This window comes from Pseudomonas sp. WS 5532 (assembly GCF_012985445.1).
In the GTDB taxonomy this organism is placed as follows: Bacteria; Pseudomonadota; Gammaproteobacteria; order Pseudomonadales; family Pseudomonadaceae; genus Aquipseudomonas; species Aquipseudomonas edaphica.
The window spans coordinates 40,846-63,742 of sequence record NZ_JAAQWK010000026.1; the positions used below are offsets into that span (position 1 = coordinate 40,846).

20 protein-coding genes are annotated in these 22,897 nt (G+C 58.7%); 16 read left to right on the forward strand and 4 right to left on the reverse strand.

Annotated features, from left to right (window positions below; all coding sequences use genetic code 11):
* Positions 1-2 precede the first annotated feature (2 nt).
* The 11 genes from HBO23_RS29555 (at position 3) to HBO23_RS29605 (ending at position 10,898) form a co-directional block, all read left to right on the forward strand.
* Positions 3-728 (forward strand): SDR family oxidoreductase, encoded by a 726-nt coding sequence (locus tag HBO23_RS29555; RefSeq protein WP_170040670.1) that lies wholly within the window; start codon positions 3-5, stop codon positions 726-728.
* A complete protein-coding gene (locus HBO23_RS29560; RefSeq protein ID WP_170040671.1) occupies positions 725-1,861 on the forward strand; it encodes a hypothetical protein in 1,137 nt (378 codons plus the stop codon). The genes HBO23_RS29555 and HBO23_RS29560 overlap by 4 nt, the downstream gene beginning before the upstream one ends.
* Before the next feature lie 12 nt (positions 1,862-1,873).
* Positions 1,874-2,644 (forward strand): class I SAM-dependent methyltransferase, encoded by a 771-nt coding sequence (locus HBO23_RS29565; RefSeq protein ID WP_170040672.1) that lies wholly within the window; start codon positions 1,874-1,876, stop codon positions 2,642-2,644.
* Positions 2,645-2,654: 10 nt separating this feature from the next.
* Entirely contained in the window at positions 2,655-3,884 is a 1,230-nt protein-coding gene (locus HBO23_RS29570; protein ID WP_170040673.1) for an MFS transporter, read from the forward strand.
* The gene (gene cysC, locus HBO23_RS29575; RefSeq protein WP_170040674.1) at positions 3,881-4,495 is read left to right on the forward strand and encodes an adenylyl-sulfate kinase; all 615 of its coding nucleotides are present in this window, start codon (positions 3,881-3,883) and stop codon (positions 4,493-4,495) included. The genes HBO23_RS29570 and cysC overlap by 4 nt, the downstream gene beginning before the upstream one ends.
* A 94-nt stretch (positions 4,496-4,589) precedes the next feature.
* Positions 4,590-5,234 carry an ABATE domain-containing protein gene (locus HBO23_RS29580; protein WP_170040675.1) on the forward strand — a complete coding sequence of 215 codons (645 nt, stop codon included), beginning with the start codon at positions 4,590-4,592 and terminating at the stop codon, positions 5,232-5,234.
* Between the two features lie 91 nt (positions 5,235-5,325).
* A complete protein-coding gene (locus tag HBO23_RS29585) occupies positions 5,326-5,826 on the forward strand; it encodes a sigma-70 family RNA polymerase sigma factor (protein WP_170040676.1) in 501 nt (166 codons plus the stop codon).
* 32 nt (positions 5,827-5,858) lie between these two features.
* The gene (locus tag HBO23_RS29590) at positions 5,859-6,809 is read left to right on the forward strand and encodes a FecR family protein (protein ID WP_170040677.1); all 951 of its coding nucleotides are present in this window, start codon (positions 5,859-5,861) and stop codon (positions 6,807-6,809) included.
* 97 nt (positions 6,810-6,906) lie between these two features.
* On the forward strand, positions 6,907-9,312 hold the full coding sequence (locus HBO23_RS29595; protein WP_099550077.1) for a TonB-dependent receptor: 2,406 nt from the start codon (positions 6,907-6,909) through the stop codon (positions 9,310-9,312).
* Positions 9,313-10,126: 814 nt separating this feature from the next.
* Positions 10,127-10,348 (forward strand): hypothetical protein, encoded by a 222-nt coding sequence (locus tag HBO23_RS29600; RefSeq protein ID WP_099550076.1) that lies wholly within the window; start codon positions 10,127-10,129, stop codon positions 10,346-10,348.
* A gap of 13 nt (positions 10,349-10,361) precedes the next feature.
* The gene (locus HBO23_RS29605; protein WP_178110951.1) at positions 10,362-10,898 is read left to right on the forward strand and encodes a type III secretion effector protein; all 537 of its coding nucleotides are present in this window, start codon (positions 10,362-10,364) and stop codon (positions 10,896-10,898) included.
* A 25-nt stretch (positions 10,899-10,923) separates the two neighbouring features.
* Here the strand turns inward: HBO23_RS29605 and HBO23_RS29610 are convergent, their stop codons facing one another.
* The gene (locus HBO23_RS29610) at positions 10,924-12,075 is read right to left on the reverse strand and encodes an MFS transporter (RefSeq protein ID WP_017135306.1); all 1,152 of its coding nucleotides are present in this window, start codon (positions 12,073-12,075) and stop codon (positions 10,924-10,926) included.
* 356 nt (positions 12,076-12,431) lie between these two features.
* Between HBO23_RS29610 and HBO23_RS29615 the strand changes: the two genes are divergently transcribed.
* From HBO23_RS29615 to HBO23_RS29635, 5 genes are all read left to right on the forward strand, one after another.
* Positions 12,432-13,418 carry a diaminopimelate epimerase gene (locus tag HBO23_RS29615; RefSeq protein ID WP_099550073.1) on the forward strand — a complete coding sequence of 329 codons (987 nt, stop codon included), beginning with the start codon at positions 12,432-12,434 and terminating at the stop codon, positions 13,416-13,418.
* A gap of 302 nt (positions 13,419-13,720) precedes the next feature.
* The gene (tssI, locus tag HBO23_RS29620; protein ID WP_170040678.1) at positions 13,721-15,739 is read left to right on the forward strand and encodes a type VI secretion system tip protein TssI/VgrG; all 2,019 of its coding nucleotides are present in this window, start codon (positions 13,721-13,723) and stop codon (positions 15,737-15,739) included.
* Positions 15,739-16,563 (forward strand): DUF4123 domain-containing protein, encoded by an 825-nt coding sequence (locus HBO23_RS29625; RefSeq protein WP_170040679.1) that lies wholly within the window; start codon positions 15,739-15,741, stop codon positions 16,561-16,563. Before tssI ends, HBO23_RS29625 begins: the two co-directional genes overlap by 1 nt.
* Positions 16,556-17,341: a hypothetical protein gene (locus HBO23_RS29630; RefSeq protein ID WP_170040680.1), complete on the forward strand. Its 786-nt coding sequence runs from the start codon at positions 16,556-16,558 to the stop codon at positions 17,339-17,341. Before HBO23_RS29625 ends, HBO23_RS29630 begins: the two co-directional genes overlap by 8 nt.
* 14 nt (positions 17,342-17,355) lie before the next feature.
* Positions 17,356-19,512, forward strand: coding sequence for a lipase family protein (locus HBO23_RS29635; RefSeq protein ID WP_170040681.1), 2,157 nt, complete (start codon positions 17,356-17,358; stop codon positions 19,510-19,512).
* 9 nt (positions 19,513-19,521) lie between these two features.
* On the opposite strand, the gene codA is transcribed toward HBO23_RS29635, so the two are convergent.
* The 3 genes from codA to HBO23_RS29650 all read right to left on the reverse strand — a co-directional run bounded on the left by codA (position 19,522) and on the right by HBO23_RS29650 (position 22,888).
* Positions 19,522-20,757: a cytosine deaminase gene (codA, locus tag HBO23_RS29640; protein ID WP_017135300.1), complete on the reverse strand. Its 1,236-nt coding sequence runs from the start codon at positions 20,755-20,757 to the stop codon at positions 19,522-19,524.
* A gap of 98 nt (positions 20,758-20,855) precedes the next feature.
* A complete protein-coding gene (codB, locus tag HBO23_RS29645) occupies positions 20,856-22,124 on the reverse strand; it encodes a cytosine permease (RefSeq protein WP_017135299.1) in 1,269 nt (422 codons plus the stop codon).
* Between the two features lie 140 nt (positions 22,125-22,264).
* Entirely contained in the window at positions 22,265-22,888 is a 624-nt protein-coding gene (locus tag HBO23_RS29650; protein WP_017135298.1) for an NUDIX hydrolase, read from the reverse strand.
* Between the last annotated feature and the right edge of the window lie 9 nt (positions 22,889-22,897).

Genomic DNA, 22,897 nt, shown 5'->3' on the forward strand with positions numbered 1-22,897 from the left:
GCATGAAAAAATTGATTATTACCGGTGCCGCTAATGGAATTGGTAGGGCGACACTGGAACAGGCGATTGTTGATGGTTACTTTGTGATTGCCGTCGATAAGGACGTGGATGCGCTCAACACCTTGCAACAGACTTACAGTGCGAGTGTATTAGAGACACAGGTTGCCGATCTTTCCAGTGACGCTGTGATCAAGGGCTTTATTCCAAGCCTGTATGAGCGTCATGCCACTATCTATGGGTTAATTAATAATGCAGGGCTGTATCACGGCAAAAGCATTTATGCCTATTCCGATAACGAAGTGGATGAAATGCTTAACGTTAACCTTAAAGCCTTGGTTTACCTTTCCAAAGATTTCGCCGACCGCGAAATGAAGCACGAAGCACCGCGCAGCATCGTCAATATCACCTCAGTGGCAGGGGAAGTGGGCAGTTGTGATGCCCTGTACGGCGCCACGAAGGCTGCAGTGATCGGTTTGACCAAGGCCAATGCCTGGAACTTCGCCCCTTTTGTGCGGGTAAACGCGGTGTCTCCGGCACTGATTCACGACACGGCCATCTACGACACTATTCCTGAATATCGGCGGGCTGAATACGCGCGCCAGGAAATTCTTAAAGACCCCATCCTGCCCAGTGGTGTTGCTGAGGTCATTTTGCTGTTGGTCGGTGAAGGTTTTCGTCATATGACCGGCAAGGTTATCCCGGTTGATAACGGAGCCTACCCACGGTGAGCCAGCCCATACCGAAGAAAAAGTTGCTGTTGGTGGGCGCAGGTAATTTGTGCCTGCACATTCTCAAGATTCTGGCGCCCAGGAACAGGTTCGAGTTTGTCGTGCTGGGGCGCAACGAAGAAATGACCATCCGGATGTGTAACCTGGTGACGCTGTCGTGCGCACAACTGGAGCAGTATGTTGCTATCTCGCCAGTGATCGCGGACTTGACGGATATCGGCAGCGTTACCCAAGTGCTTCGGGAACATGCGCCGGACATCATCGTGAACTGCGCCTCGTTGCAGTCATGGAGAGTGATCACCGCGTTGCCCAAACACTCGTTCGAACAACTTGACCAGGCACAGTTCGGTCCCTGGTTACCCATGCACCTGACACTGATGCATGACTTGATGCAAGCAGTGAAGGCCTCCGGTATCGCGACCCTGACCGTCAATGCGGCCTTTCCTGACGCCGTCAATCCGATTCTGGCCAGGGTCGGTCTGGCCCCTGACATCGGGGTGGGTAATGTCGCCAACCTGATTCCGGCCGTGCGTTTCTCCATCGCGCGGTTGCTGAAGTGTTCTCCCGCTGACGTGGAGGTGATGCTGTATGCCCAGCATTATTTCAGCCACTACGTGCCACGGGGCGGACGGCCCCCGCGTGCCAGCTATCGCTTGTTGTATGAGGTTCGCGGCCGGCGCGAAGTCGCTCGTCTGTCCGATGAGGTGATTTTTTCTACGGTGAAATCCGAGTTTCGTCGCTTGGGCGGGGTTGATGGGCAGTTTCTAACCGCGTGTTCTGCGGTCACCGTGATCGAAGGGCTGTTCTCACCGACGCCGGTACTGGTGCACGCGCCCGGTCCGTTGGGGCTTCCGGGCGGCTATCCGGTCTGGCTTCAGGACGGACGCATCAATGTGCAGTTCTCCGACAAATGCCCCTACGACGACGCGGTGCGCCTTAACAGCATTTGCCAAAGCCACGACGGTATCGACGAAATCCATTGTGACGGCTCGGTCACCTTCAACCCCAGGTGCATGGCAATCATGCAGACGATGCTGGGGTACTCCAAGGACATCATGTCGGTTCGGCAGTCCGCGGACTGTGCTCGGGAGTTGGCGGGAAAGTACCTGTCTTTCAAGAATTCAATCGGCTAGGAGCGGTGTGCCATGAGTCAAATCCTGGGGTATGAACACGAGGAAGTAGCCAATTACTCAACTCAATATTCGTCGGACTTTGTCGAGCGCTGGGACGCGTTGATTGATTGGGAAAAAAGAAAGGCCGGCGAGAAGGGGTTCTTTGAGCAGTTGCTGAAAAGTCACGGTGTGAGATCGGTGCTGGATGTATCCACGGGCAGTGGTTTTCATGCCGTGCAACTCAAACAGGCAGGTTTCAAGGTGGTCGCTACGGACGGTAGCGGCACGATGTTGAAAAAAGCCCGGCAGAACTTCCTTGAACGTGAATTGGCTATTGAATCCCACCATATGGAGTGGCTTGACCTCGACCCGGACGTGCTGGGCACGTTCGATGCCGTAGTGTGCCTGGGCAGTTCACTGTGCCATGTGTTTGAGGCGCACGACCGCATGAGCGTGCTGCGCAAGTTCAGGGCATTGCTCAAGCCAGGCGGTGTGTTGATTGTTGATCAGCGTAATTTTTTTGCTATCCGCGCGGGCAACTTCAAATCCAGCGGCAATTATTATTACTGCGGGGCCAGTGCGTCGGTCAGCCTGGGAAGGGTCGATGCACAGGTGTGCGAGTTCATTTACGACTTTGAAGATAAACAACGCTACAGCCTGAAAGTGTATCCGTTATTACCCAAGGAACTGGCCGACGAGATTCAGGCTAGCGGCTTCTCTGCCCATGAAGATTACGGTGATTTTCAGCGTGACTTCGACAGGATGAATTGTGATTTTGTCATCCACACCGCCCGCGCCGTGTGAGGGCGTCATGATGAGCACACTCGTACAGAATAATTCTCGCGCGCTGGACAGCGTGGTGCTGGCAGTCGTACTGACAGGGTTTGTGGCCAGTACCTATGGGTTCGGCGTTTACTTGTTCGCCAACCTGGTCGTTGATATGCGCCGAGATATCGGCTTTGACTACACCACTGTGGGCTTGATTACCGGCGGCGCACAGATCGGCTTTCTGCTGTTTTCTTCGGTCACCAGTTACATCAGCCGTTTTTTCGAAGGTTGGAAAATCAGCCTGGTATCCACCGTGGTGACGTCTCTGGCCCTGCTGGGCTTGAGCGTCAGCGACAGCATTTGGTTGTCGGGTGGGTTGTTGATTTTGCTGGGAGGGTGCTCCGCTTCGGTTTACATCCCGCTGGCAGAAATCGTCACCAAGGGTTTCAGTCCAGGTAATCGCTCCCGGGTCATGGGGCTGATCTCCAGTGGCACCAGCTATGGCGTGTTCATCAACGGGTTACTGGTGTCGTTTCTCACATTGCAGGGTGGATGGCGCTCGATCTGGTTGACCGCCGGCCTTGTGTCATTGGGCCTCTGTTTCGTGGCCTGGTTTCTGTTGCGTAACATGGGGGCGGAGCAGGCGGCTGGTTTTTCAGGTGAGCGCTCGCGGTCGCTCGATGGCCACACGCCATGGCTGAGCCGTTCGCTGTACCTGATCTGGGGCATCGCCTTTCTCAATGGGATGGCACTGCTGCCGTTTCAGACTTACCTGGCACCTTACCTGCGCGATGAGTTAGGCGTTTCGGTACAGGACGCAGGGTTTATCTGGACGACGATCGGCGCTGTAGGGATGGCGTCGGGCTTTTTGGTGGGATGGGTAGCAGACAAAGTGGGTGCCAGGGCGGCCTTGGCCCTGTGCTTTCTGAGCGCAGCTCTGGCAGCCATGCTGGTGTTCAGTTTTAACACTATCGCGTTGTTCTATTTGGCGGCTTTTTTGTTTGCGCTGGCGTTTTATCCCATTTTTGGGTTGGTCCCCAGCTATATCGGGCAAATCGTTCCGGTCAACCGGCTGACGCAGGCATTTGGCATTGCCAATGTGCTGATTGGCCTGGGTGGCGTGTGCGGTAACTTTCTGGGCGGGCTGTCCAAAGACCTGACAGGGTCGTTCGCGACAGTCTATTGGGTGGTTTCGCTGCTTCTGTTATTGCAATGCGTGATGGTGTTCATGTTGGGCAAACAGCCTGTTTCGCTGACGGAGGGAGAACGGTCATGAGCTATTTTGCACAGGACCCACAACAGAATTTGCATGAGTTTGCGTTCAGCCACGCGCGTGCCGAACAGTCACTTATGACGCAAATACCTAGGGTCATTTGGATGACTGGCCTTTCTGCCTCCGGGAAATCGACCATTGCCGATGCGCTGGATATTGCCTTAAGGGCCCAAGGCCGGTTTACCTGCATCATTGACGGCGATTCGGTACGCAGTGGGCTTTGTCGTGACTTGGGGTTTACCGACAGTGATCGGGATGAAAACATTCGGCGGGTCGCTGAGGTGGCGGGTTTGATGGTGGAGGCGGGACTTATCGTCATTGTCGCGCTGATCTCGCCGTCATCGGCCAGTCGGCATTACGCGCGCTCGATTATTGGCAACGACCATTTTGTAGAAGTCCACGTGGATGCCCCACTGGCAACTGTCGAACAGCGGGACCCTAAAGGTTTGTATAAAAAGGCGCGATCCGGGCTGCTCAAGAACTTTACGGGTATTGATTCGAACTACGACACTCCGCTGTTTCCTGAAGTGCATCTGCAGACCCACGTGTTTTCGGTTGAACAATCGGTCGGGATCATTCTTGATTGGATGGCGCGTGCGCAGGCCCCTGCTTAGCCATTGGTCTTCCAGCTACGGGGTGGCGACTTCGACTCCAAGAAACGAGGTATTCTCTGCCAAGGCAGAGCGTGCAGGTTTTTCGGGAGTTGGAATGACACATTTCACGGGCACTGCAAAATCAATCCGGCTGATCGGCGGCGCCCGGGTATTGGATTTTATCAATACCACTAATGGGCGCAGGCCGTATTCCACACTTAAGGTGACGGAAGAGCGGCTCACCAGTTTTAAGTTCTTCATTGAGTGGGCATTACACGCCTCTTTGCTCTCTGAGCAAGAGTACGATGCATACTCGCCTATGGTGTTTGACTCGCCTATATCCTTCCAGCCAGACCTGGACGCTGTCATTGCATTCAGAGAGCGGCTGTACGGCGTCTTCCACAACCTGTCATTACGCCAGAACGTCACCGATGAGGCATTACAGCAGATCAATCTGCACTACCAACAAGGCGCGGCGTGGCGAGTATTGCGCTCCATTGACGGGATGCCCGCATGGGGTTGGCGCACCTGCGCATCTGCGCAGGAGTTGACGTCGATGCTGATCGCACGGCTGGCAACAGACGCGACGCAACTGCTGGTATCGAGTGAACTTCACGCGTTGAGGTGCTGCAGTTGCGCGGATTGCGATTGGATATTTCTCGATCTCTCCAAAAGTAAACAACGTAAGTGGTGCCAGATGAGTGTGTGTGGCAGCCGAGAGAAACTGAGCCGACTCAAACAGGCGGCCAGTCATCTTTAGTTGCAACGCAGTAAGGCGAGCGATGGGAAGCAATTGCTCCGCTTAATAGGAAACATTACTATTCACGCCCCCGCCTCCCAGTGCTCACGCGATGATTCCTCAGCCGCCCCGCAGAACAGGCTTTTTCGAGCATTACGAAGAGTTGATCGGAACCTGGACACGCCGCCTGAGAAACCGTCAGCAGGCCGAAGACCTGGCTCACGACACCTTCGTGCGCGTGCTTGAGTCGCGTTCGAGCGACGTTGAGCAACCGCGCGCCTATCTGCATCAAACGGCGCGCAACATTGCGGTGGACGCTTACCGTCGCGAAGACCGGCGTGAGGCGCGGGCATTGGACGCCTTTGATCAGCGTTCGCCCCACAACGGTGACCCGGAGCATGTCATGCACGCGATCCAATTGGCGGACTCCATCGAGCGGGCCTTGGCCGAGTTGCCGCTTAACTGTCGCAAGATATTTATCTGGCAGAAAATCGAGGGCCTCACCCAGCAAGAAATCGCCGTACGCCTGGGCCTGTCTAAAAACATGGTGGAAAAGTATATGATCCGCACCTTGCGGCATCTGCGCGACCGCCTGGACGCGATGGCCCCATGAACTCTGCCCGTTTTGAAACAGGATCTTCCACGATGGATAGCCGTGCTCGCGACGAAGCCGCGCAATGGTTTGTACGCCTGCAAGACGCCGAGTTGAGCCCCGAAGAACAACAGAGTTTTGATGCGTGGTGTGCCGAGCAGCCTGAGCATCAATACGAATTTGAAGTGCTGCAAGGCCTGTGGAACGCCGCCGACCTTGTGCCCACGGCGCGTTTGCAAGCGCTGTGCGAGGCCCCGGTCGAACGCCCCAAACGTCGCGCTATTGTGCGTTACGCCGTGGCTGCCAGTGTGGTGGCCATCGCCTTGGGGCTTGGCCTGTTCAGCGGGCTTGATCATCCCAAACCCTACAGTGCCGAGTTCAGCACGCGCTTGGGCGAGCATCGCCAAGTGGCATTGCCCGACGGTTCGGTGATGGATCTGAATAGCCGCAGCGTGGTGGCGGTGCACTATGAAAAGGGGCGGCGCGGCGTAGAAATCAAACAGGGCGAAGCCATGTTCAGCGTCGAGCACGACACCCGCCGCCCATTTGTGGTGGCCGCCGGAGCAGGGCAGGTCACGGTCACCGGCACGCGTTTTGATGTTCGCCGTGATGACGACCAGACCCGCGTGGTGGTCGAGGCCGGCACGGTCAAGGTGCAGGGGCGTGCGTCGGATCAGATCGTGATGCTCACGGCAGGGCTGGGCACGCATGTCGATTCTACCGGGCAAGTCGTTACGGCGTATGCCGTGAATGCTGATGAGCTGACAGCCTGGCGCACGGGCAAGTTGGTGTTCAACAACGCCACCCTCGGCGAAGTCGCGCGGGAAGTATCGCGCTATCGCGAGCAGCCGTTGCGGGTCAACACGGCGGCGGTGAGCAACCTGCGGCTGACCAGCGTGTTCAAATCCAGCGACACCGACGCCTTGCTCAAAGCGCTGCCACATATCCTGCCGGTGGCCGTACGAGCCTTGCCGGACGGCAGTCAGGAAATTATTTCACGCTGATATTCAGGTTTTTTTCGAGTTCTTCGTCTTCTTCTGCAACTGCAACTGGTTTGCATTAACAGCCGCACACTCTTGCGATCACAGGACTAGGTTCGACGTGAAAAAACTTGTCGTGAACAACAATAAAGTCTCCCGTTGGGCGCCCCTGGCGCTGGCGCTTGCGGTCAGTTCCGCCCTGCCTGCGGCCTCTGCGGCCGACGGCATCCATATTCGCTCGCAGCCGCTGGGCGCTGCGCTGAGTCAACTGGGCCAGCAGACTTCCCTGCAAGTGTTCTTCAGCCCTGACATGGTCGCGGGCAAGCATGCGCCTGCAGTGGACGGCAACCTGTCTCCCGAGCAGGCTCTGCGCCAATTGCTCCAGGGCAGCGGCCTGGATTACCAGATCGATGCCGGTTCCGTGACCCTTCGCCCACTGCGCAGCGGCACGGGGGAAGCCGGCTCGCCGGTGGAACTGGGCGTCACTGACATCAAAGTGGTCGGCGACTGGCTGGGCGATGCCAATGCCGAAGTGGTGCAGAACCATCCGGGCGCACGTACTGTGATCCGCCGTGAAGCCATGGTGGAGCAGGGGGCGATGAATGTCAGTGACGTGCTGCGCCGCGTCCCTGGCGTGCAGGTGCAAGAGGCCAACGGCACGGGTGGCAGCGATATTTCCCTCAACGTCGGCGTGCGTGGCCTGACCTCGCGCCTGTCGCCGCGCTCCACCGTATTGATCGACGGTGTGCCGGCGGCGTTCGCTCCGTATGGTCAGCCGCAACTGTCGATGGCGCCGATTTCTGCCGGTAACCTGGACAGCATCGACGTGGTGCGCGGCGCAGGTTCTGTCCGTTACGGGCCGCAGAACGTCGGCGGCGTGATCAACTTCGTGACCCGCGCGATTCCTGAGCAAGCCTCGGGCGAAGTCGGCACCACCCTGGAAACCTCTGCCCACGGCGGCTGGAAACACGTCGACAATGCTTTTGTCGGCGGTACTGCCGATAACGGCATGGGCGTGGCGTTGCTGTATACCGGGGTAAATGGCAACGGCTACCGCAACAGCAACAACTCCAACGACATCGACGACGTGATCCTCAAAACCCACTGGGCGCCGACCGATCAAGACGATTTCTCGCTGAACCTTCACTATTACAATGCCAACGCCGATATGCCCGGCGGCCTGACCCAGAAGCAATTTGACGCCAACCCGTATCAGTCGATGCGCGATTGGGACAATTTCAGCGGCCGTCGCAAGGATGTGTCCTTCAAGTACCTCCGCCAGATCGACGACCGTACCCAGGCCGAAGTGCTGACCTATTACATCGACAGCTTCCGTGGCAGCAACATTGCCAACCGCGACCTCAAGACCATCAGTTCCTACCCGCGCAGCTACTACACCTTCGGCATCGAGCCGCGGATCTCCCATGTGTTCGACGTGGGCCCGAGCACCCAGGAAGTCAGCGTCGGTTATCGCTACCTCAAAGAAGGCATGCATGAACAGGCCAGCAGCCTCAATCTGGTCAACAACGTGCCGACGCCGGGTGGGCAAAATGACGGGCATGTTTACCAGGATCGCACTGGCGGCACCGTCGCCAACGCGTTCTACATCGACAACAAAATCGATATCGGCAAGTGGACCGTCACGCCGGGCATTCGCTTTGAACACATTGAAACCAACTGGCATGACCGCCCGGTGGTTGCCTTGAACGGTGTGCGCACCGTGGAAAAGAATCGCAAAATCAATAGTAACGAGCCGTTGCCGGCGTTGAGCGTGATGTACCACATTTCCGATGCCTGGAAAGTCTTCGCCAACTACGAAACCTCATTCGGCAGCCTGCAGTACGCGCAGATCGGGCAGGGCGGTCGCGTCAACCAGGCGGCCGACGGCCTGAACCCGGAAAAAGCCAAGACCTACGAGATCGGCACACGCTACAACGACAGTGTCTGGGGCGGCGAAGTGACGCTGTTCTACATCGACTTCTCGGATGAGCTGCAATATGTGAGCAACGACGTGGGTTGGACCAACCTCGGCGCCACCAGGCACCAGGGTATCGAAACCTCGGCCCACTACGACCTGTCGAACCTGGACCCACGCCTCGATGGCCTGACTGCCAACGCGGGCTTCACCTACACCAAGGCGACTGCCGAGGGTGATGTGCCGTTCAAGGGCCGCGACCTGCCGCTCTACTCCCGTGAAGTGCTGACGGCGGGCCTGCGCTACGACATCAATCACTGGACCCATAACCTGGACGTCTATGCCCAATCCGGTCAGCGTGCGCCGGGTACTGGCACCACCTACATCACCCAGGGCACCGCCGATGGGCAGTACGGCGATATCCCCGGTTATGTCTCGGTCAACGTGCGCAGCGGGTATGACTTCGGCGCGCAACTGTCGAACCTGAAACTGGGTGTGGGCGTGAAGAACGTCTTTGACCAACAGCACTACACTCGATCCAGTGACAACAACGCCGGGTTGTACCTCGGTCAGCCGCGTACGTTCTTCGTGCAGGCGAGCGTCGGCTTCTGACCGACCGTTTGTAAGAAAAATCGCAGCTCAAGGGCTGCGATTTTTTTTGACTTGTTTTTCAAGGTGCTCACCAAGCTGCCCGGGCCCGGGCAGGAACTGTTTCCGCGCGTTTGCCACACAGGTTGTAACCAGCGACGTTGATCGTACTGGTCGTTTTCAGACGCTGAACCAGGGGCCAGACATGACTTCACCTTCGTTTCAATCCGGCCAGACCGATGGCCGGTGCACCTTTGATGGCTGGCATGAAGTTGCTTGCTCGACATCGTCAAGTAAGGAAGACACCTGCGCAGCCTTGTCGACGGTATACGCCACCGAAACGCTGCGAATGAAAGCATTTGTGGGTCAAAAAAAATTCCAGGCGCCCGTCGCAGATGATTTTGCCCGCGGGCTGCATGCGTCAGGGCCTGCCGACAACGCTAACGCTCACTGCTTGAGGCGCCCCATTTTTCGCTGGGCTGCGCTGATCAATGGCCTCTGCTCCCGGTGGCGTGGGCAAACACCTGGGTGATCCAGTGTTACATGCTGTTATTGGGATGCTCCTGCTGGCCGGAACTATCGCGTGGCGCTAACCACATATCGGTTGCTTGCTGCCCAGAGGGCGAATCGATGATTCGGGCCACTCTGGTACTGACTTTCAGGCAAGCATGGATCTGCAAAAGGCGAGAGATGAAGCATGAAGATTGAGGGTGCAATACTGCGCGCGCAGCCAATCGGCCTGGGCGGGCCAGAGGTAGGTCGGGTTTCATCGTCCCGCGTTTTTCATTCGCCCGGCGATGAGTCATTCGCAACGCGGGAGTTGCCGTCGCAGCGACCCATGTTGTGGCGTGGAGGCTTGTCTTCGCTGCGCCAGCAGGCGCTGCAAAATGCACCCACGGCTCGCGCCAACACCACACCGCCAGGTCCGAGTTCCACTGATAGCCAATTGGCGGGCGAGCTGGAGAAACACTTTGGCGAGCTGCACGGTTTTTTAAAAGAAGGCCGCTTGACGCAGGCGTCGTTGCGCCAGATCGCAGCTCAAACCTTGAGTGGAGAGTAAGGTGCGCGACCGTATGATCCTGCTGGTCAGGGAAATTCTCAACCGCCCGCTGCTGAACGACGCGATCATCGACGGCGCGGGATACATCACCCGCGACAGCCTGAGCGCAGCCGCTGCAGCGTTGCTGGGTAACAGCTCCCCTGGCGCCTTCAGCCAGGACCCTTTTCATGATCAGGGCAACGCCGAGGTCGTAATGGCTTTGCAAGGCTATTTCAAACAGTTGCGGGACATACCCAAAGACCGCACGGTATTTTTTGAAGCGCTTGAATACGTGGAAATAACCCAGCTCAAAATCGTGATGAGTGATCCTGACGACCTCGATTCGCAGGGCCGGCCCCTGTTGGAACCCGCTACTGGGCTACCGAGGAAAAAGTACAGTGAACACTGCGTCTACACCGCCAAAAATATCATTGAGCGCCCAGGCCTGCTGCGTTCGCTGGAGCGTGCCAACAACATGCGTTTGCTGGGGCGTCCCAGGCATGAGGGTTGGCTTTGTAACAAAAGCCTGGAACGCTGGCTGGAACAATACGAAGCGCACAAAGCCAGATAGCCCATGGCCTTGTGCGGTGAGCTTGTTACACCTTGAGAATTTTACCGCTGATGGCCACCCCGGCCAGCAGCAGCGCAATCAGCACAAAGGCCGTGCTCAGGCTACTGCCGTGGGCGATAAACCCGATAACTGCAGGCCCGGCGAGAATACCGGCATACCCCAGCGTGGTGATGGCCGGCACGGCGATATGTTCCGGCATGACCGTTTGTTTACCGACGGCGGTGTACAGCACCGGTACGATATTCGAGCAGCCGGCGCCCACCAAGGCATACCCCAACAGCGCCGTTTCCCAGGCCGGCAATAATGTCGCGAGCAACATGCCGGCAGTCGCCAGCGCGCCGCCAATGACGATCACGCGGGTGGCGCCCAGGCGGCGGACAATCGAATCACCGGTCAGGCGCCCTGCGGTCATGGTCAAGGCAAACGCCGCGTACCCCAAGCCTGCGTAAGCTTCATCCAGACCGCGTTCTGCATTGAGAAACACCGCGCTCCAATCCAGCACGGCGCCTTCGGCCAGGAACACGATGAAACACAGGCAGCCGATAAACAACACCACACCGTGCGGCACGGCAAACGCCGGGCCTGAGCTTTCGCTGCCGTAGGGCAGTAGATGAGGCCCGGCCTTGAACAATGCAAGCGCCATGATGACGATCACCACCAGGGTCGCCTGCAACGGCGACAAGCCCAGCCCCAGCAGCCCGGCAACCCCTGCTGCGCCGACGATGCCGCCAAGGCTGAACAACCCGTGGAAGCCCGACATCATGGTTTTGCCGCTGGCACGCTCAACGATGACCGCCTGCAGGTTGACCGTCGAATCCACAGTGCCCAGGCCCCCACCGAACAGGAACAGCCCGGCGATCAGCAAGGGGATTGAACTGACCGTGGCGAGCATCGGCAGTGCCAGGCAGATCATGATTGTGCCGGCGGTCAGCACCCGGCGGCAGCCGAAGCGTGAAGCCAGGGCGCCAGCCATCGGCATGGCGATGATCGATCCGACGCCCAGGCACAACAGCAACAGGCCCAGCGTGCCTTCATTGAGGTTTGCCCGTGCCTTGGCGTAGGGCACCAGCGGCGCCCAGGCCGCGATACCGAAGCCGGCGATGAAAAAGGCAATGCGCGTCGACATTTGTTCCAGCCGTCCGGGAACCACGGGCGCTGGGGTGGGGATGGCAGTCATGAAAAATCCTTGGTTTTGCGTTCAACGAACGATGTCCGGCGCGACATCCTTGCACATCAGGCCCTGTCGAGCGAGCCGGGTTCCCTTGAAGAGAGGGGCTGACACGCAGGTGCAGGTTTATTGTTACAGCAGCGGAACGTCATGGACGGTGGCGACCACACAGAGGCTATCGGATTGTTGGGCGGTGGTCTGGAAGGTGCGTAATCTGCGTGAAAACGGATGAACCCCAGGTTTTTGCGTTGGATTACCACCTTCCAGTCCACTTCCCACTGCGCCGGTTTTCTGTAATACGCTGCTACCAAGTGTGTAGGCAATCGGAGAAATTTTCCGGTGAATTTTCTTGGGAAGGTGTCTCGATGACTCTGTTCTATGACGCGCGGGGCAATATTTACGGTGTGGCCAGCCCCGACTACCTACGCAGCAGGGGCATTGCCGTGCCTGAATGTGCCGACCGCGCTGCCAGCACTCGAAAAGAGTGGGCAGCATTGGCTATCGCCTCGGAGTGTGAATGGGGCACGTTACCGCGTGCGGCCACTCCCAAGGCACACCGCTGCGATGGTTTGCTGGTCGGGCCGTTCCAGTCTGCGCCGCCGTTTGACGTGTTGATCGTCAATACTGATGGCACGCTCGCCGAACGCAGTGGTAACGGGTTGACGATTTTTTCCCAGGCGCTGACGGATCAAGGTTTGATGACGCAAGGGTGTGAGTTGCAGGTGCATCACGACAAGCAGGATTCAGTCTCTGTGCTGGTGACCTATTCACAACCGGCGATCTTTGAACAGGTTGCAGGCTTCTGGCTGGCCTTGGGCCGGCCGAGTTTCGGGCCAGCAGCGGTGGCCGCTACCGGTACTGGCGCAGCAACATTGGGGCAGTGTGAGTTCAGCCATGTGGCTGCACTGGCGGCGATTGACCCGCAATGGGCCGTCAGCCAGTTCGTCCGTGTGGGCAATCCTCATTGTGTGACGCTCGTCGAGCATGCACAGGCCTTGCCGGACAATCAGTCGATGCACCAGCCCGCACTGTTTGAGTCGTTACGGGCCATTGCCTTTGCACCGCCAGGTGGGCGCGGCCAACCTTGTTTGGCGGGGATCAATCTGCAATGGGCCGCACATGCTTCGGGCAATCGGGTCATCGCGCGGGTGTTTGAGCGAGGAGAAGGACCCACCGCGTCCTCGGGTACCAGCGCGAGCGCAGTTGCCTGCGCGGCATGGCGCGCGGGTTGGGTTGACGCCGGCGAGGTGGCTGTGGTCATGCCAGGTGGCACAGTGCCGGTGCGTTTACAGTGCCAGGCCGAAACGCTGCTGAGCGTCAGTCTGTTCGGGACTGCATGCGTGCAAGCCTGAAGGCGCAGAAGTGGCTGATATCTTGAATGCGTGTCAGCCGTTTCTTTATCGGTTAGTTGTGTGGTTAAAGTTGGCGTAAGAAGTTTCTTGTTGTTGAATGCTACTAAATTCTGCGAATTTATTATTTTGTAAAAGACACGTCCTACCACGTTGTGCGAAACGTCTTTTTTATTTTTAAAGGGTCAAATTCCGCCTGAAATCGCTAAGATTTATTGGGTTCAGGCGCTTTTTCCCGGCAGTTCAATCAATGCCCGATGGGGGGAGGCCTTTCAGTCAAATAATTGATGATGGGTAACTTAGGGATGGTTGAAACATCTGCCGCGCCACGTTTCAAGTTGATACTTCCAGAAATAAACAATGACTTCCAGGTGCTCGCTTTCAAAGGCCGAGAAGGCCTTGATCAGCCTTACTTCATTACAGTGCACTTAGTCAGCGAAAACCCCTCTCTGGATCTGGAGGCGCTGCTTCACCAGCCGGCTTATCTGGACTTTGGCGAATCCGCTGCGGGGCTGCATGGGCGCATCTACGCTATCGGCCGTGAGGGGCCCGGCGTTCGGCTCACTCGCTATCGTCTCACCCTGGCACCACGCCTGGCGTGTCTTGCCCATCGACACAACCAGCGGATCTTCCAGCAACGCAGTGTGCCGCAGATTATTGCGGCGGTCCTTGAGCACCACGGCATTCTGGCGGACGCCTATGCCTTCGAACTGGGCCCTGTGGCCTACCCATCCCGTCCGTTCTGCGTTCAGTACGCGGAAACCGACCTGCACTTTATCCAGCGGTTGTGCGAGGAGGAGGGTATTCACTACCACTTTCGCCATGGCCCGAATAATCACGTGCTGGTGTTCGGTGATGACCAGACGGTGTTTCGGCGTCTGGCTGCACAGCGATTTTGCGCGACGCACGAGCTGGCAGCCAAAACGAGAGCTATCCGGCAGTTCGACGTGCGCCTGGAGACCCGTACCCAGCTGACGGTGCGCCGTGATCATGACTTCGAGCATCCTTCGCTGCGCCTGGAAGACAAGGCCGGGCCTGCATTGACGCAGCGCCTTGAGGATTACCATTACCCTGGTGGTTTCAGCGACCATGCGCGAGGTCGGCAATTGGCGCAAAGGGGCTTGGAGCGGCATCTGCGTGACCGCCATCGTGCCGTGGGCAAAAGTGATCAACCGGCGCTGGGCAGCGGCCATTTTCTTGAGCTGTGTGACCACCCGGATCCCACCTGCAACGATTTGTGGTTGCTCACGTCGGTGCAGCACGAAGGCTATCAACCGCAGGTGCTGGAGGAAGCAGCACCCGTGGCGGGCACATTCCACGGCTACCGAAACCGGTTTACCGCAACACCCTGGCGCGCCGTGCATCGGCCCCCCATCAGACACCCGAAACCTACCCTCCACGGCAGCCAAACCGCCATCGTGACGGGGCCAGCAGACGAGGAGGTGCACTGCGACGCCTACGGTCGAGTAAAGGTACGTTTTCATTGGGACCGCCTGGACCCCACCGATGACAACAGCAGTTGTTGGGTACGGGTAGCATCCGGTTGGGCGGGCGATGGCTTCGGCGCCATGCTGATTCCGCGGGTGGGCATGGAGGTGCTGGTGACCTTTCTGGAAGGCGACCCGGACCAGCCGTTGATCAACGGCTGCCTGCCCAATGCGCTGCACAGGCCGGCTTACCCTTTGCCGCAACACAAGACACGCAGCGTGTTGCGCAGCCGCAGTGTTCCGGGGGGGACGGGTGCCAACGAACTGCACCTTGAGGATCGCCACGGCGAGGAACTCATCTTCCTGCGCGCCCAACGGGACCTGGAACAGCAGGTCGGCCATGACAGTCGTCTTGAGGTGGCGGGAGAGCGGCGTGAAATCATCCGCGGGTTAAGCACGGTTCATTTGGAAAGTGGCGAGCAGCGACACATCACCGGAGACCGCACTGTCATGCTTGGCACGAACGATCGGCTGGATGTGCAGGGAGACAGCCAGACGCATATCGGTCAGTCCATGGTTATCCAGGCCGGGCAGCAGATCGTCCTCAAGGCCGGCGCCAGCCTGATCATCGATGCGGGCGCACAATTGAGCCTCAAGGCTGGAGGCGAGCACCTGATTATCCAGGCGGGCGGCATTTTCAGCAGCCGGCCTGTCACCGTTGGCGGCTTGCCGCCCCTCACTCGGTCCGCGAACCCATTATCGGCCATGGATGCGCCGAACCTCTCGACGGCCCAAGGCACCCTTCTGGACGAGGCCCGGCAGTTGGGCGCGGACTTCTGCCCGGTGTGCGAGGCGTGTCGTGAAGGCCAGTGCACACTCATGCGGAGGGCTGCCTGATGCCAAGTGAGCCAGGCCAGTGGATGGCCGAACAGCATCAGGCGGGGCGCCGACTGTGCTTGATCCTTGATGGTCACCACGGCGCACGTCAACAGCTGTTGGCGGTGCGTAACCTGTCGCAGTATTGCAGCCTGTACGCTGAGACCGCCCTGGTCGAGTTGGCAGCGGCAGGCCCGTTGATTCTGTTGGTGGAGCAGGCGGACGAGCCTGCGCTGGTTGATCTGCTGCAACACCCCGAGACGAACTGGGGCTGGCTGGGCAGCCTGCCCGGTGATGATCTGGCTGGCGTGGTTCGGCATTGGCGCGAACGTCTGCTGGTAGGGCGCCAGGGAAGCCAGGCCGTGTATCGCTTTCACGATAACCGTACCTTGGCACGTGTTTTGACCCATTTACAGGGCGAGCACTGGCCAGTGTTTCTCGGTCCCTTGATCAGTGTGTGCTATTGGCACCAAGGCTGTTGGTGTCGGGGTGAAAACCCAATGCCGGGGGAGTATCCCGTGCCTGTGCCTGTGCCCTGGCTGAACACGCCCAACCCTCAGGCCGAAGTGATCCTGCACGCCAATATCCTGCGTTATCTGCTGACTGAACACAGCGAAAAACTCGCCGGCTTGGTCGAGTTTCAGAACCCCAGAATCTGGCTGGCGCAGGTTCTGGAGCAGGCCCGTGCCTGGCAATGGCGAGGCCCCCAGCAGCTCGAGTTTCTGGTGGTGCGTCGGTTGGAGGAGGCGACGCAAGGCAGCACGATTCGGTGGCAGCCGATAGAGGGCGAGGCGCCGTCGGAACATTTTGAGCGGGTGTTACGGGAGTGGCAAAAGCATGAATAGTTGGACGCGCAGCGTTTTGATAACGCTCGGTGCAGGATGGCTCTCGGGTTGTGCGCTGGCACCGCCGGCTAAGCGTTTTACCCTGGAGGTGGATTTACCCGCACAGTTTCGATTCATCGGTGCCGCTAACTACCGTCCCGCCAGATATGAACTCTGCACCTTGCCGCAGCGTCGAGGCAAAAGGCCGGAACGCAAGATCTTTATTGCCGATTACAAACCCGTGGCCGAACGAGTGAGCTATGAGTTCCCGCTGACTGAAACCATTGAGGGGTGTCCTACGGTGTTGCGTAGCGTGGAGTTCACTCTTTATGCGAAGTGGGGTGAACTCGACACTGATGTCGGTGGCAGTTTCGCGGCAATTTCTTTCGCAGATCCTATCGAGTCTGAACGCGTAGCAGCGATGCCCGAGTCGGGTGTGCAGGAGTTTTTTGGACAATGCATGTGGTTTTTTCGGACGGCCGGCCCCGAGCATGCGATCAGAAAATTATTGGAATGTAACGCGTTGGACACGAAGGGGAAAAGGCAAGAAACGCGCCCGGGTGGCGTGGCGCAGAGAGAGCTGCTCCCAGGGAAAAAAGTAAGGCTGACGTTGAGCGTTACAGACGAGGAGGCCCCCGCTTTTCAGGACACCTGGCTAGCTGTACCGGGGGGGTGGAGACGGTGCCGGGGTAAAAGCTTTGAAGATCTGTCCGGATACTGTGGCAGTAACACCACGGACTTTAAACCTATAACGATGCCGGATGGACGTGTTTGCGATGTTTACCCAACGTGCAATTAACAAGGAGATGATTCATGAACCAGGAAGCATGGAAGCAACCTTTTTTCAGCAGCAAGATGCCTGCTTGCCCGTTGAAAGGGCATTGGGCAAGCGTTTGCCTGGTGGATGAAACGGGCAGCGGGAAGGCTTATGGTGGGCTGGTCTACACAATCCAGGACACTACAGGGCGCCGGTACAACGGAAGGTTGAATGGAGAGGGATACGCCAAGGTGGAAGGGTTTTATTGCGGTCCTGTCATTCTTTCTTTGGATGCGCAGTATTCAGGCGACGAAGAGCCATATTCCAAATTGATAAAGCGCAAGACTTACCCGTTACCTATCACCGAACTTCAAGCCCGCGCCGAACACACCCGATTTTCAGCGGCTGATGGCCAACGTATCGAGGGTAACCCTGCACAACGCCAGGCAGACCGGTTTTATCAGGTTGAGGTGCGCGACCTGGTTCGACATATTGCCCACCTGCCGCCGTTTGCCTCCGCAACCTATCACCCTCCAAGGCATGCATTGAAAATGATGGCTGAGCTGGGGTTTGGTCCGCCGCAGCCCGCATTGTCAGGCGTCGTGCTGTTCCCCAACCTGCACACGGTGTTGGAGGTACGGCCTTTGCGGGCCCTGCGCCCGATGTTGTCGACCGATGATCAGTTTTGTGCGTTGAACCTGTATCAATTGGCGTTGATGTCCACATTGAGTTACTGCGATTTTGGCCAGCAACCTCCAAAACCTCCGGTGGAACACGTCAGTTTTCCCCTGGATCCCAGCGCAGGCAATCTGTTCGCGGAAAAACTCTCGGGGTTTCAAGAAGCCTGGAAGGTCGATCGTGATCAGGCTCAGCGCTTCTACCCGCTGTATGAAGAGGTTCCATACTCCCAGCGGTTTGAGATTTTGCCCTTCGATCCTGAGTTGTATCCACAGAATCGTCCGCAGCTTGGTGAGAAACAGGAGCATCCCGCCAGCCTGCACTTTTTTGATGATGAAGCGTTTGGTACGGATACCCAGGCCTTTATCAGTCATCACAACGAAGTAATTCTGATCGCTGTTCGAGGCACCGCCAGTGGTGCCGATGCACTACGCGACGCGAATGCCCACCAAGTGCCATTTACCGAAGGTGTTGGCAAAGCCCATGAGGGCTTTTATCAGGCATATCGAGCGATGCGCGATTTTGTTCTGTACTACCTTGATCAATTCCACAGCGGCCAGCGCATTGTGATTTGTGGCCACAGCCTTGGCGGCGCCATCGCGTTGCTCCTGGCAGAGGGGTTACGCCGAGTTACACGCGTGAAGTACAACATCCTCCTCTACACCTACGGCGCTCCCCGCGCCGCAGACTCCGAGTTTACCGACGGCGCCTCAGCCCTTATCCATCACCGCATCGTCAACCACAACGACCCGGTTCCCAGTGTCCCTGCCACGTGGATGAACACCACCGCCAAACTCTGGGTGCCGGGCGCCGTCACGCTTTTTGCCGCGCCCGGTGCGGGTGGCCTGCTGTTCGCCGCTGGCCTTGTGCGCGTCGGCGGCAATCCTTACCAGCATCACGGCGAACAACAGCACTTCATGCCCATCAAGCTGCCGGACGGCACGCACTCCTCAGTGTTATGGACGCCCGGTTGTGAGTCCATCCTTGAGGCGGGATGCAACCGTATGCTGCAACTGCATGGCGATATGCCCGAGCGTGCCAACCTGTTGAAACAACTGTTCCAGGCCCGCCAGCATTTCATGACCGCCAGCTACATTCCAGCCGCGTGGGCCACTCTGCGCCGCTGGCAGCAAACCGTGGAGTGCCAGGGGCCTTTGATCACCGCCAGAGAGTTCGAGTTGATAGACCTGGCGCTCGACACCATGACCCAACAACTGCGCGACAAGAACCGCGAGCTCGAGCGTCGTCGCCCACCGAACCAACGCGATTATGGGCATGCGCATAACCAGGCACTGAACGCTGAAGTCGACCGCTTGCGCAGCAGTCGGCGCCGATTGGAGTCGTTACGCTGGCGCCGTCTGGACGTGCGTGACGTGTATGGCAGCCACGCTCATTCCACCGGCTTGCAGCCCAGCGTGAAACGCTGGTTGTGCCACCGTGAAAACCGCAAGTTGGCGCAAATCGCCAGTATTCCTGCGCCACTTCAGGACGGCGCCGGCCGGGTGCAGCCACTGGATATTGATTCAATCGTCTGACCCCGTGGCTTACAAAAACTCCACCTGTGCCGGTCTGCGTTGCATCAGCACCTTGCCATTGCGGATCGAATATAACGGCAGGCCTTGGCTGCGGATCACCTCGTAGTCACTGTCTGCCGAAAGCACCAGCAGGTTGGCCGGGCGACCGGCTTCCAGGCCGTAACGGTCACCCAGGGCCATGGCCTTGGCGCTGTTGTCGGTGACCAGGTCCAGGGCGCTTTGCAGGTTGCGGTAGCCCAGCATATGGCAGATGTGCAGACCGGCTTCCAGCACGCGCAGGATGTTGCCGTTGCCCAGCGGGTACCATGGGTCGACGATGGAGTCCTGGCCGAAGCAGACGTTCATGCCGGCCTCGAGCAGTTCATTGACGCGGGTGACGCCTCGGCGTTTCGGGAAGCTGTCGAAGCGGCCCTGCAGGTGGATGCTTTCGGTAGGGCATGAAACGAAGCTGATGCCCGAGTGGCCCAGCAGGCGAAACAGTTTGGCGCAATAGGCATTGTCGTAGGAACCCATCGCCGTGGTGTGGCTGGCGGTGACGCGCTCGCCCATGCCGCGGCTGCGGGCTTCTTCGGCGAGTACTTCGAGAAAGCGCGAGTGCGGGTCATCGGTTTCGTCGCAGTGCACGTCCACCAGGCAGCCGGTGCGTTCGGCCAGGTCCATCAGGAACTTCACCGAGCTAACCCCTTGGTCGCGGGTGTATTCAAAGTGCGGGATGCCTCCGACCACATCAGCGCCCAGCCGAATGGCTTCCTGCATCAGCTCGCGGCCGTTGCGGTAAGACTCGATGCCTTCCTGCGGGAAGGCGACGATTTGCAGGTCGATCAGGTGCGTGCTTTCTTCGCGCACCTCCAACATGGCTTTGAGCGCGGTGAGGTCAGGGTCGGTGACATCAACGTGGGTGCGCACATGCTGGATGCCATGGGCGGCCAGGGCCTGGATGGTTTTCTTGGCACGGGCCTTGGTGTCTTCCTGGGTGATGGTGGCTTTGCGCTCGCCCCAGCATTCGATGCCCTCGAACAGGGTACCGCTCATGTTCCAACGCGGCTCGCCAGCGGTCAGCGTCGCATCCAGGTGGATATGGGGTTCCACGAACGGAGGTATGACCAGGTTGCCAGCGGCGTCGAGATCGTCAGCTGTTAATGTCGGCGCCACGGTTTGTGCAGTAATGCGGGCGATCCGGCCGTGTTCCAGGTGCAGATCATGCAGGCCTTCACGGTTGCGCAGGCGGGCATTGATGATATGCATGGGCAAGTTCCTCTTGGCTTTGGATAATCAGGCAGTCAGCCGCCAGGTCATCAGGGTTATCAGCCACAAGGTTACCATCCTCATGGCAACAGTCGGGTTCATGCCTGTACGTCAGCCAAAGGTGCGCGCACGCGCAGAGCCGCTGTGAGTGCGATGTAGGCCAGGGAAGCGGCCACAATCCCCACCAGCGGCGCCACCCACGGTGAGTGAAACGCCAGCACGGTGCCCACTGCATACGCCGCCAGCCCTGGCCAATTGAACGCCGGTAGGCGTACATCGGCCAGACGCGGGTACTGGCCGCGATAGCGGTAGAAGAAGTCCGCCATGATGACCCCGCCAATCGGCGGGATCACGGTGCCCAACAGAATCAGATAAGGCACCAGCAAGTCGTACATGCCAAGCAGTGCCAGCAGGGTGCCGATCACCGCGCCGGCCAGGGTTACGGTTTTGCGCCGCCGGGTACGCAGCAGATTGCAGCCGGCCACAGCGAAGTTGTAGATGGTGTTGTCCTGCGTGCTCCAGATGTTGAGCAGCAACATGACCATCGCCGCCATGGCGAAACCTTGCAGCAACAGTACTTCGACCACATCGGGTTGCTGATAGACGATGGCGCCATAGGCACCGATCAACACCATCAAGCCATTGCCGATAAAAAAGCCGATCAGGCTGGCCAGCACCGCGACCTTGGCCGAACGAGAAAAACGCGTCCAGTTGGTCGCCTGGGTGGCGCCGCTGACAAAAGTGCCGAATACCAGCGTGATGGCGGTGGACAAGTCCAGCTCCGCCGTCGGCACCACTGCCAGCAAGCCCTTCAGTCCGCCGACTTTGACGGTGGCGACCCACATCGACAGCAACAGCAGGATGCCCATGGCCGGCACCGCGATATAGGACAGAATCTCCAGCCCGCGATAGCCGATATACGCGGTGGCGCAGAACAGCAGGCCAAACAGCACCATCAGTGCCAGCACCGTGCCTTGGTTCAATTCGAAATATTTGCCCAGCACCACGGCCGCGGTGGCGGTGCCCCAGGCGTACCAGCCGATCTGGGTGAAGCCGAGGATCAAGTCGCTGAGTTTGCTGCCCACCTCGCCAAAGCAGAAGCGCCCCATCAGGACCGAATTCAAGCCGCTCTTGAAGGCGATGTAGCCCAGGCCTGCGGCGTAAATACCCAGCAACAGGTTACCCAGGGCCACGACGCCGAGCATGTCGGTAAAACTGAACGCCACGCCCAGCTTGCCGCCGGCGAACATGGTCGCGGTGAAGAAGGTGAAGCCCAGCAACACCATGGCGGTGGACGCAAGGCCCTTGCGCGCATGCATCGGCACTTCGCTGAGGGGGTAATCGTTACCCGGTTCTTGCTGCGTCATGGCCTTGCTCCCTGGATGACTGACGCAGCGCTGTTGCACTGCGCGTGCCAAACCGGCAGCGCGGCGTATTTGTCGCCAGGCAGCTGTGTCGAGCGCGCCCAAGCAGGCACGAAAGCAGTGCAGCGGTGAGACAAAATGGATCAGTCGAACAGCGTCTGGGTGGTCTCGCCACGATGAAACGCAAACGCCGCTTCAAGGTCGCTTTCGATGGTGCGCCCACGGGACAGGGGCGGCAGGTCGTCGAGGGTAAAAAAGCCCACTTCAGTGGTTTCAAAGCCCGCCATCGGCGCCCGTTGGTCGACCCGCTCGCACAGGAAATACAGCTTGTAGAAGTCCCGCACATCCGGGCGATACAAGCCCTTGGCCTTGTGCGTGACGCTGTACAGCGCGCGTGCCGTGACGCTCAGCCCGGCTTCCTCACGGATCTCCTTGACGATGTTTTCCGCCGCCGACAGGCCGATATCGGCGTACCCACCGGGCAGGGCCCAGCAGCCGTCGGTCAATTCGCGCACCAGCAGTATCCGGTCGCCCTCGATCACCGCGCCGCGTACGTCAATCATCGGGGTTGAATAACGCTTGGCAAAATCCGGCACCAGCCCGGTGATGCGCGCAAGCGGCACATCCGCCAGTTGCGCGAGCATGCTGTGGGCAATCTCGGCAATTTCCTCAAGGCGCTCACGCTCAAAGTCGTCAGTGCAAAAATGCAGCCCCGTGGACGCCAGTGCCTGCAAGCGTTTGGCCTGGGCCAGCCAGAGGTTTTCCATGGGGTGCTC

Excerpts from the sequence above, each read along its gene's own strand:
- HBO23_RS29650 (WP_017135298.1), bottom strand. The coding sequence starts at position 22,888 with ATGGAAAACCTCTGGCTGGCCCAGGCCAAACGCTTGCAGGCACTGGCG.
- HBO23_RS29615 (WP_099550073.1), top strand. The coding sequence starts at position 12,432 with ATGACTCTGTTCTATGACGCGCGGGGCAATATTTACGGTGTGGCCAGC.
- HBO23_RS29625 (WP_170040679.1), top strand. The coding sequence starts at position 15,739 with ATGCCAAGTGAGCCAGGCCAGTGGATGGCCGAACAGCATCAGGCGGGG.
- HBO23_RS29630 (WP_170040680.1), top strand. The coding sequence starts at position 16,556 with ATGAATAGTTGGACGCGCAGCGTTTTGATAACGCTCGGTGCAGGATGG.
- HBO23_RS29590 (WP_170040677.1), top strand. The coding sequence starts at position 5,859 with ATGGATAGCCGTGCTCGCGACGAAGCCGCGCAATGGTTTGTACGCCTG.
- HBO23_RS29570 (WP_170040673.1), top strand. The coding sequence starts at position 2,655 with ATGAGCACACTCGTACAGAATAATTCTCGCGCGCTGGACAGCGTGGTG.
- cysC (WP_170040674.1), top strand. The coding sequence starts at position 3,881 with ATGAGCTATTTTGCACAGGACCCACAACAGAATTTGCATGAGTTTGCG.
- HBO23_RS29635 (WP_170040681.1), top strand. The coding sequence starts at position 17,356 with ATGAACCAGGAAGCATGGAAGCAACCTTTTTTCAGCAGCAAGATGCCT.
- HBO23_RS29555 (WP_170040670.1), top strand. The coding sequence starts at position 3 with ATGAAAAAATTGATTATTACCGGTGCCGCTAATGGAATTGGTAGGGCG.
- HBO23_RS29580 (WP_170040675.1), top strand. The coding sequence starts at position 4,590 with ATGACACATTTCACGGGCACTGCAAAATCAATCCGGCTGATCGGCGGC.
- HBO23_RS29605 (WP_178110951.1), top strand. The coding sequence starts at position 10,362 with ATGATCCTGCTGGTCAGGGAAATTCTCAACCGCCCGCTGCTGAACGAC.
- HBO23_RS29610 (WP_017135306.1), bottom strand. The coding sequence starts at position 12,075 with ATGACTGCCATCCCCACCCCAGCGCCCGTGGTTCCCGGACGGCTGGAA.
- codB (WP_017135299.1), bottom strand. The coding sequence starts at position 22,124 with ATGACGCAGCAAGAACCGGGTAACGATTACCCCCTCAGCGAAGTGCCG.
- HBO23_RS29585 (WP_170040676.1), top strand. The coding sequence starts at position 5,326 with ATGATTCCTCAGCCGCCCCGCAGAACAGGCTTTTTCGAGCATTACGAA.
- codA (WP_017135300.1), bottom strand. The coding sequence starts at position 20,757 with ATGCATATCATCAATGCCCGCCTGCGCAACCGTGAAGGCCTGCATGAT.
- tssI (WP_170040678.1), top strand. The coding sequence starts at position 13,721 with ATGGTTGAAACATCTGCCGCGCCACGTTTCAAGTTGATACTTCCAGAA.
- HBO23_RS29565 (WP_170040672.1), top strand. The coding sequence starts at position 1,874 with ATGAGTCAAATCCTGGGGTATGAACACGAGGAAGTAGCCAATTACTCA.
- HBO23_RS29600 (WP_099550076.1), top strand. The coding sequence starts at position 10,127 with ATGTTGTGGCGTGGAGGCTTGTCTTCGCTGCGCCAGCAGGCGCTGCAA.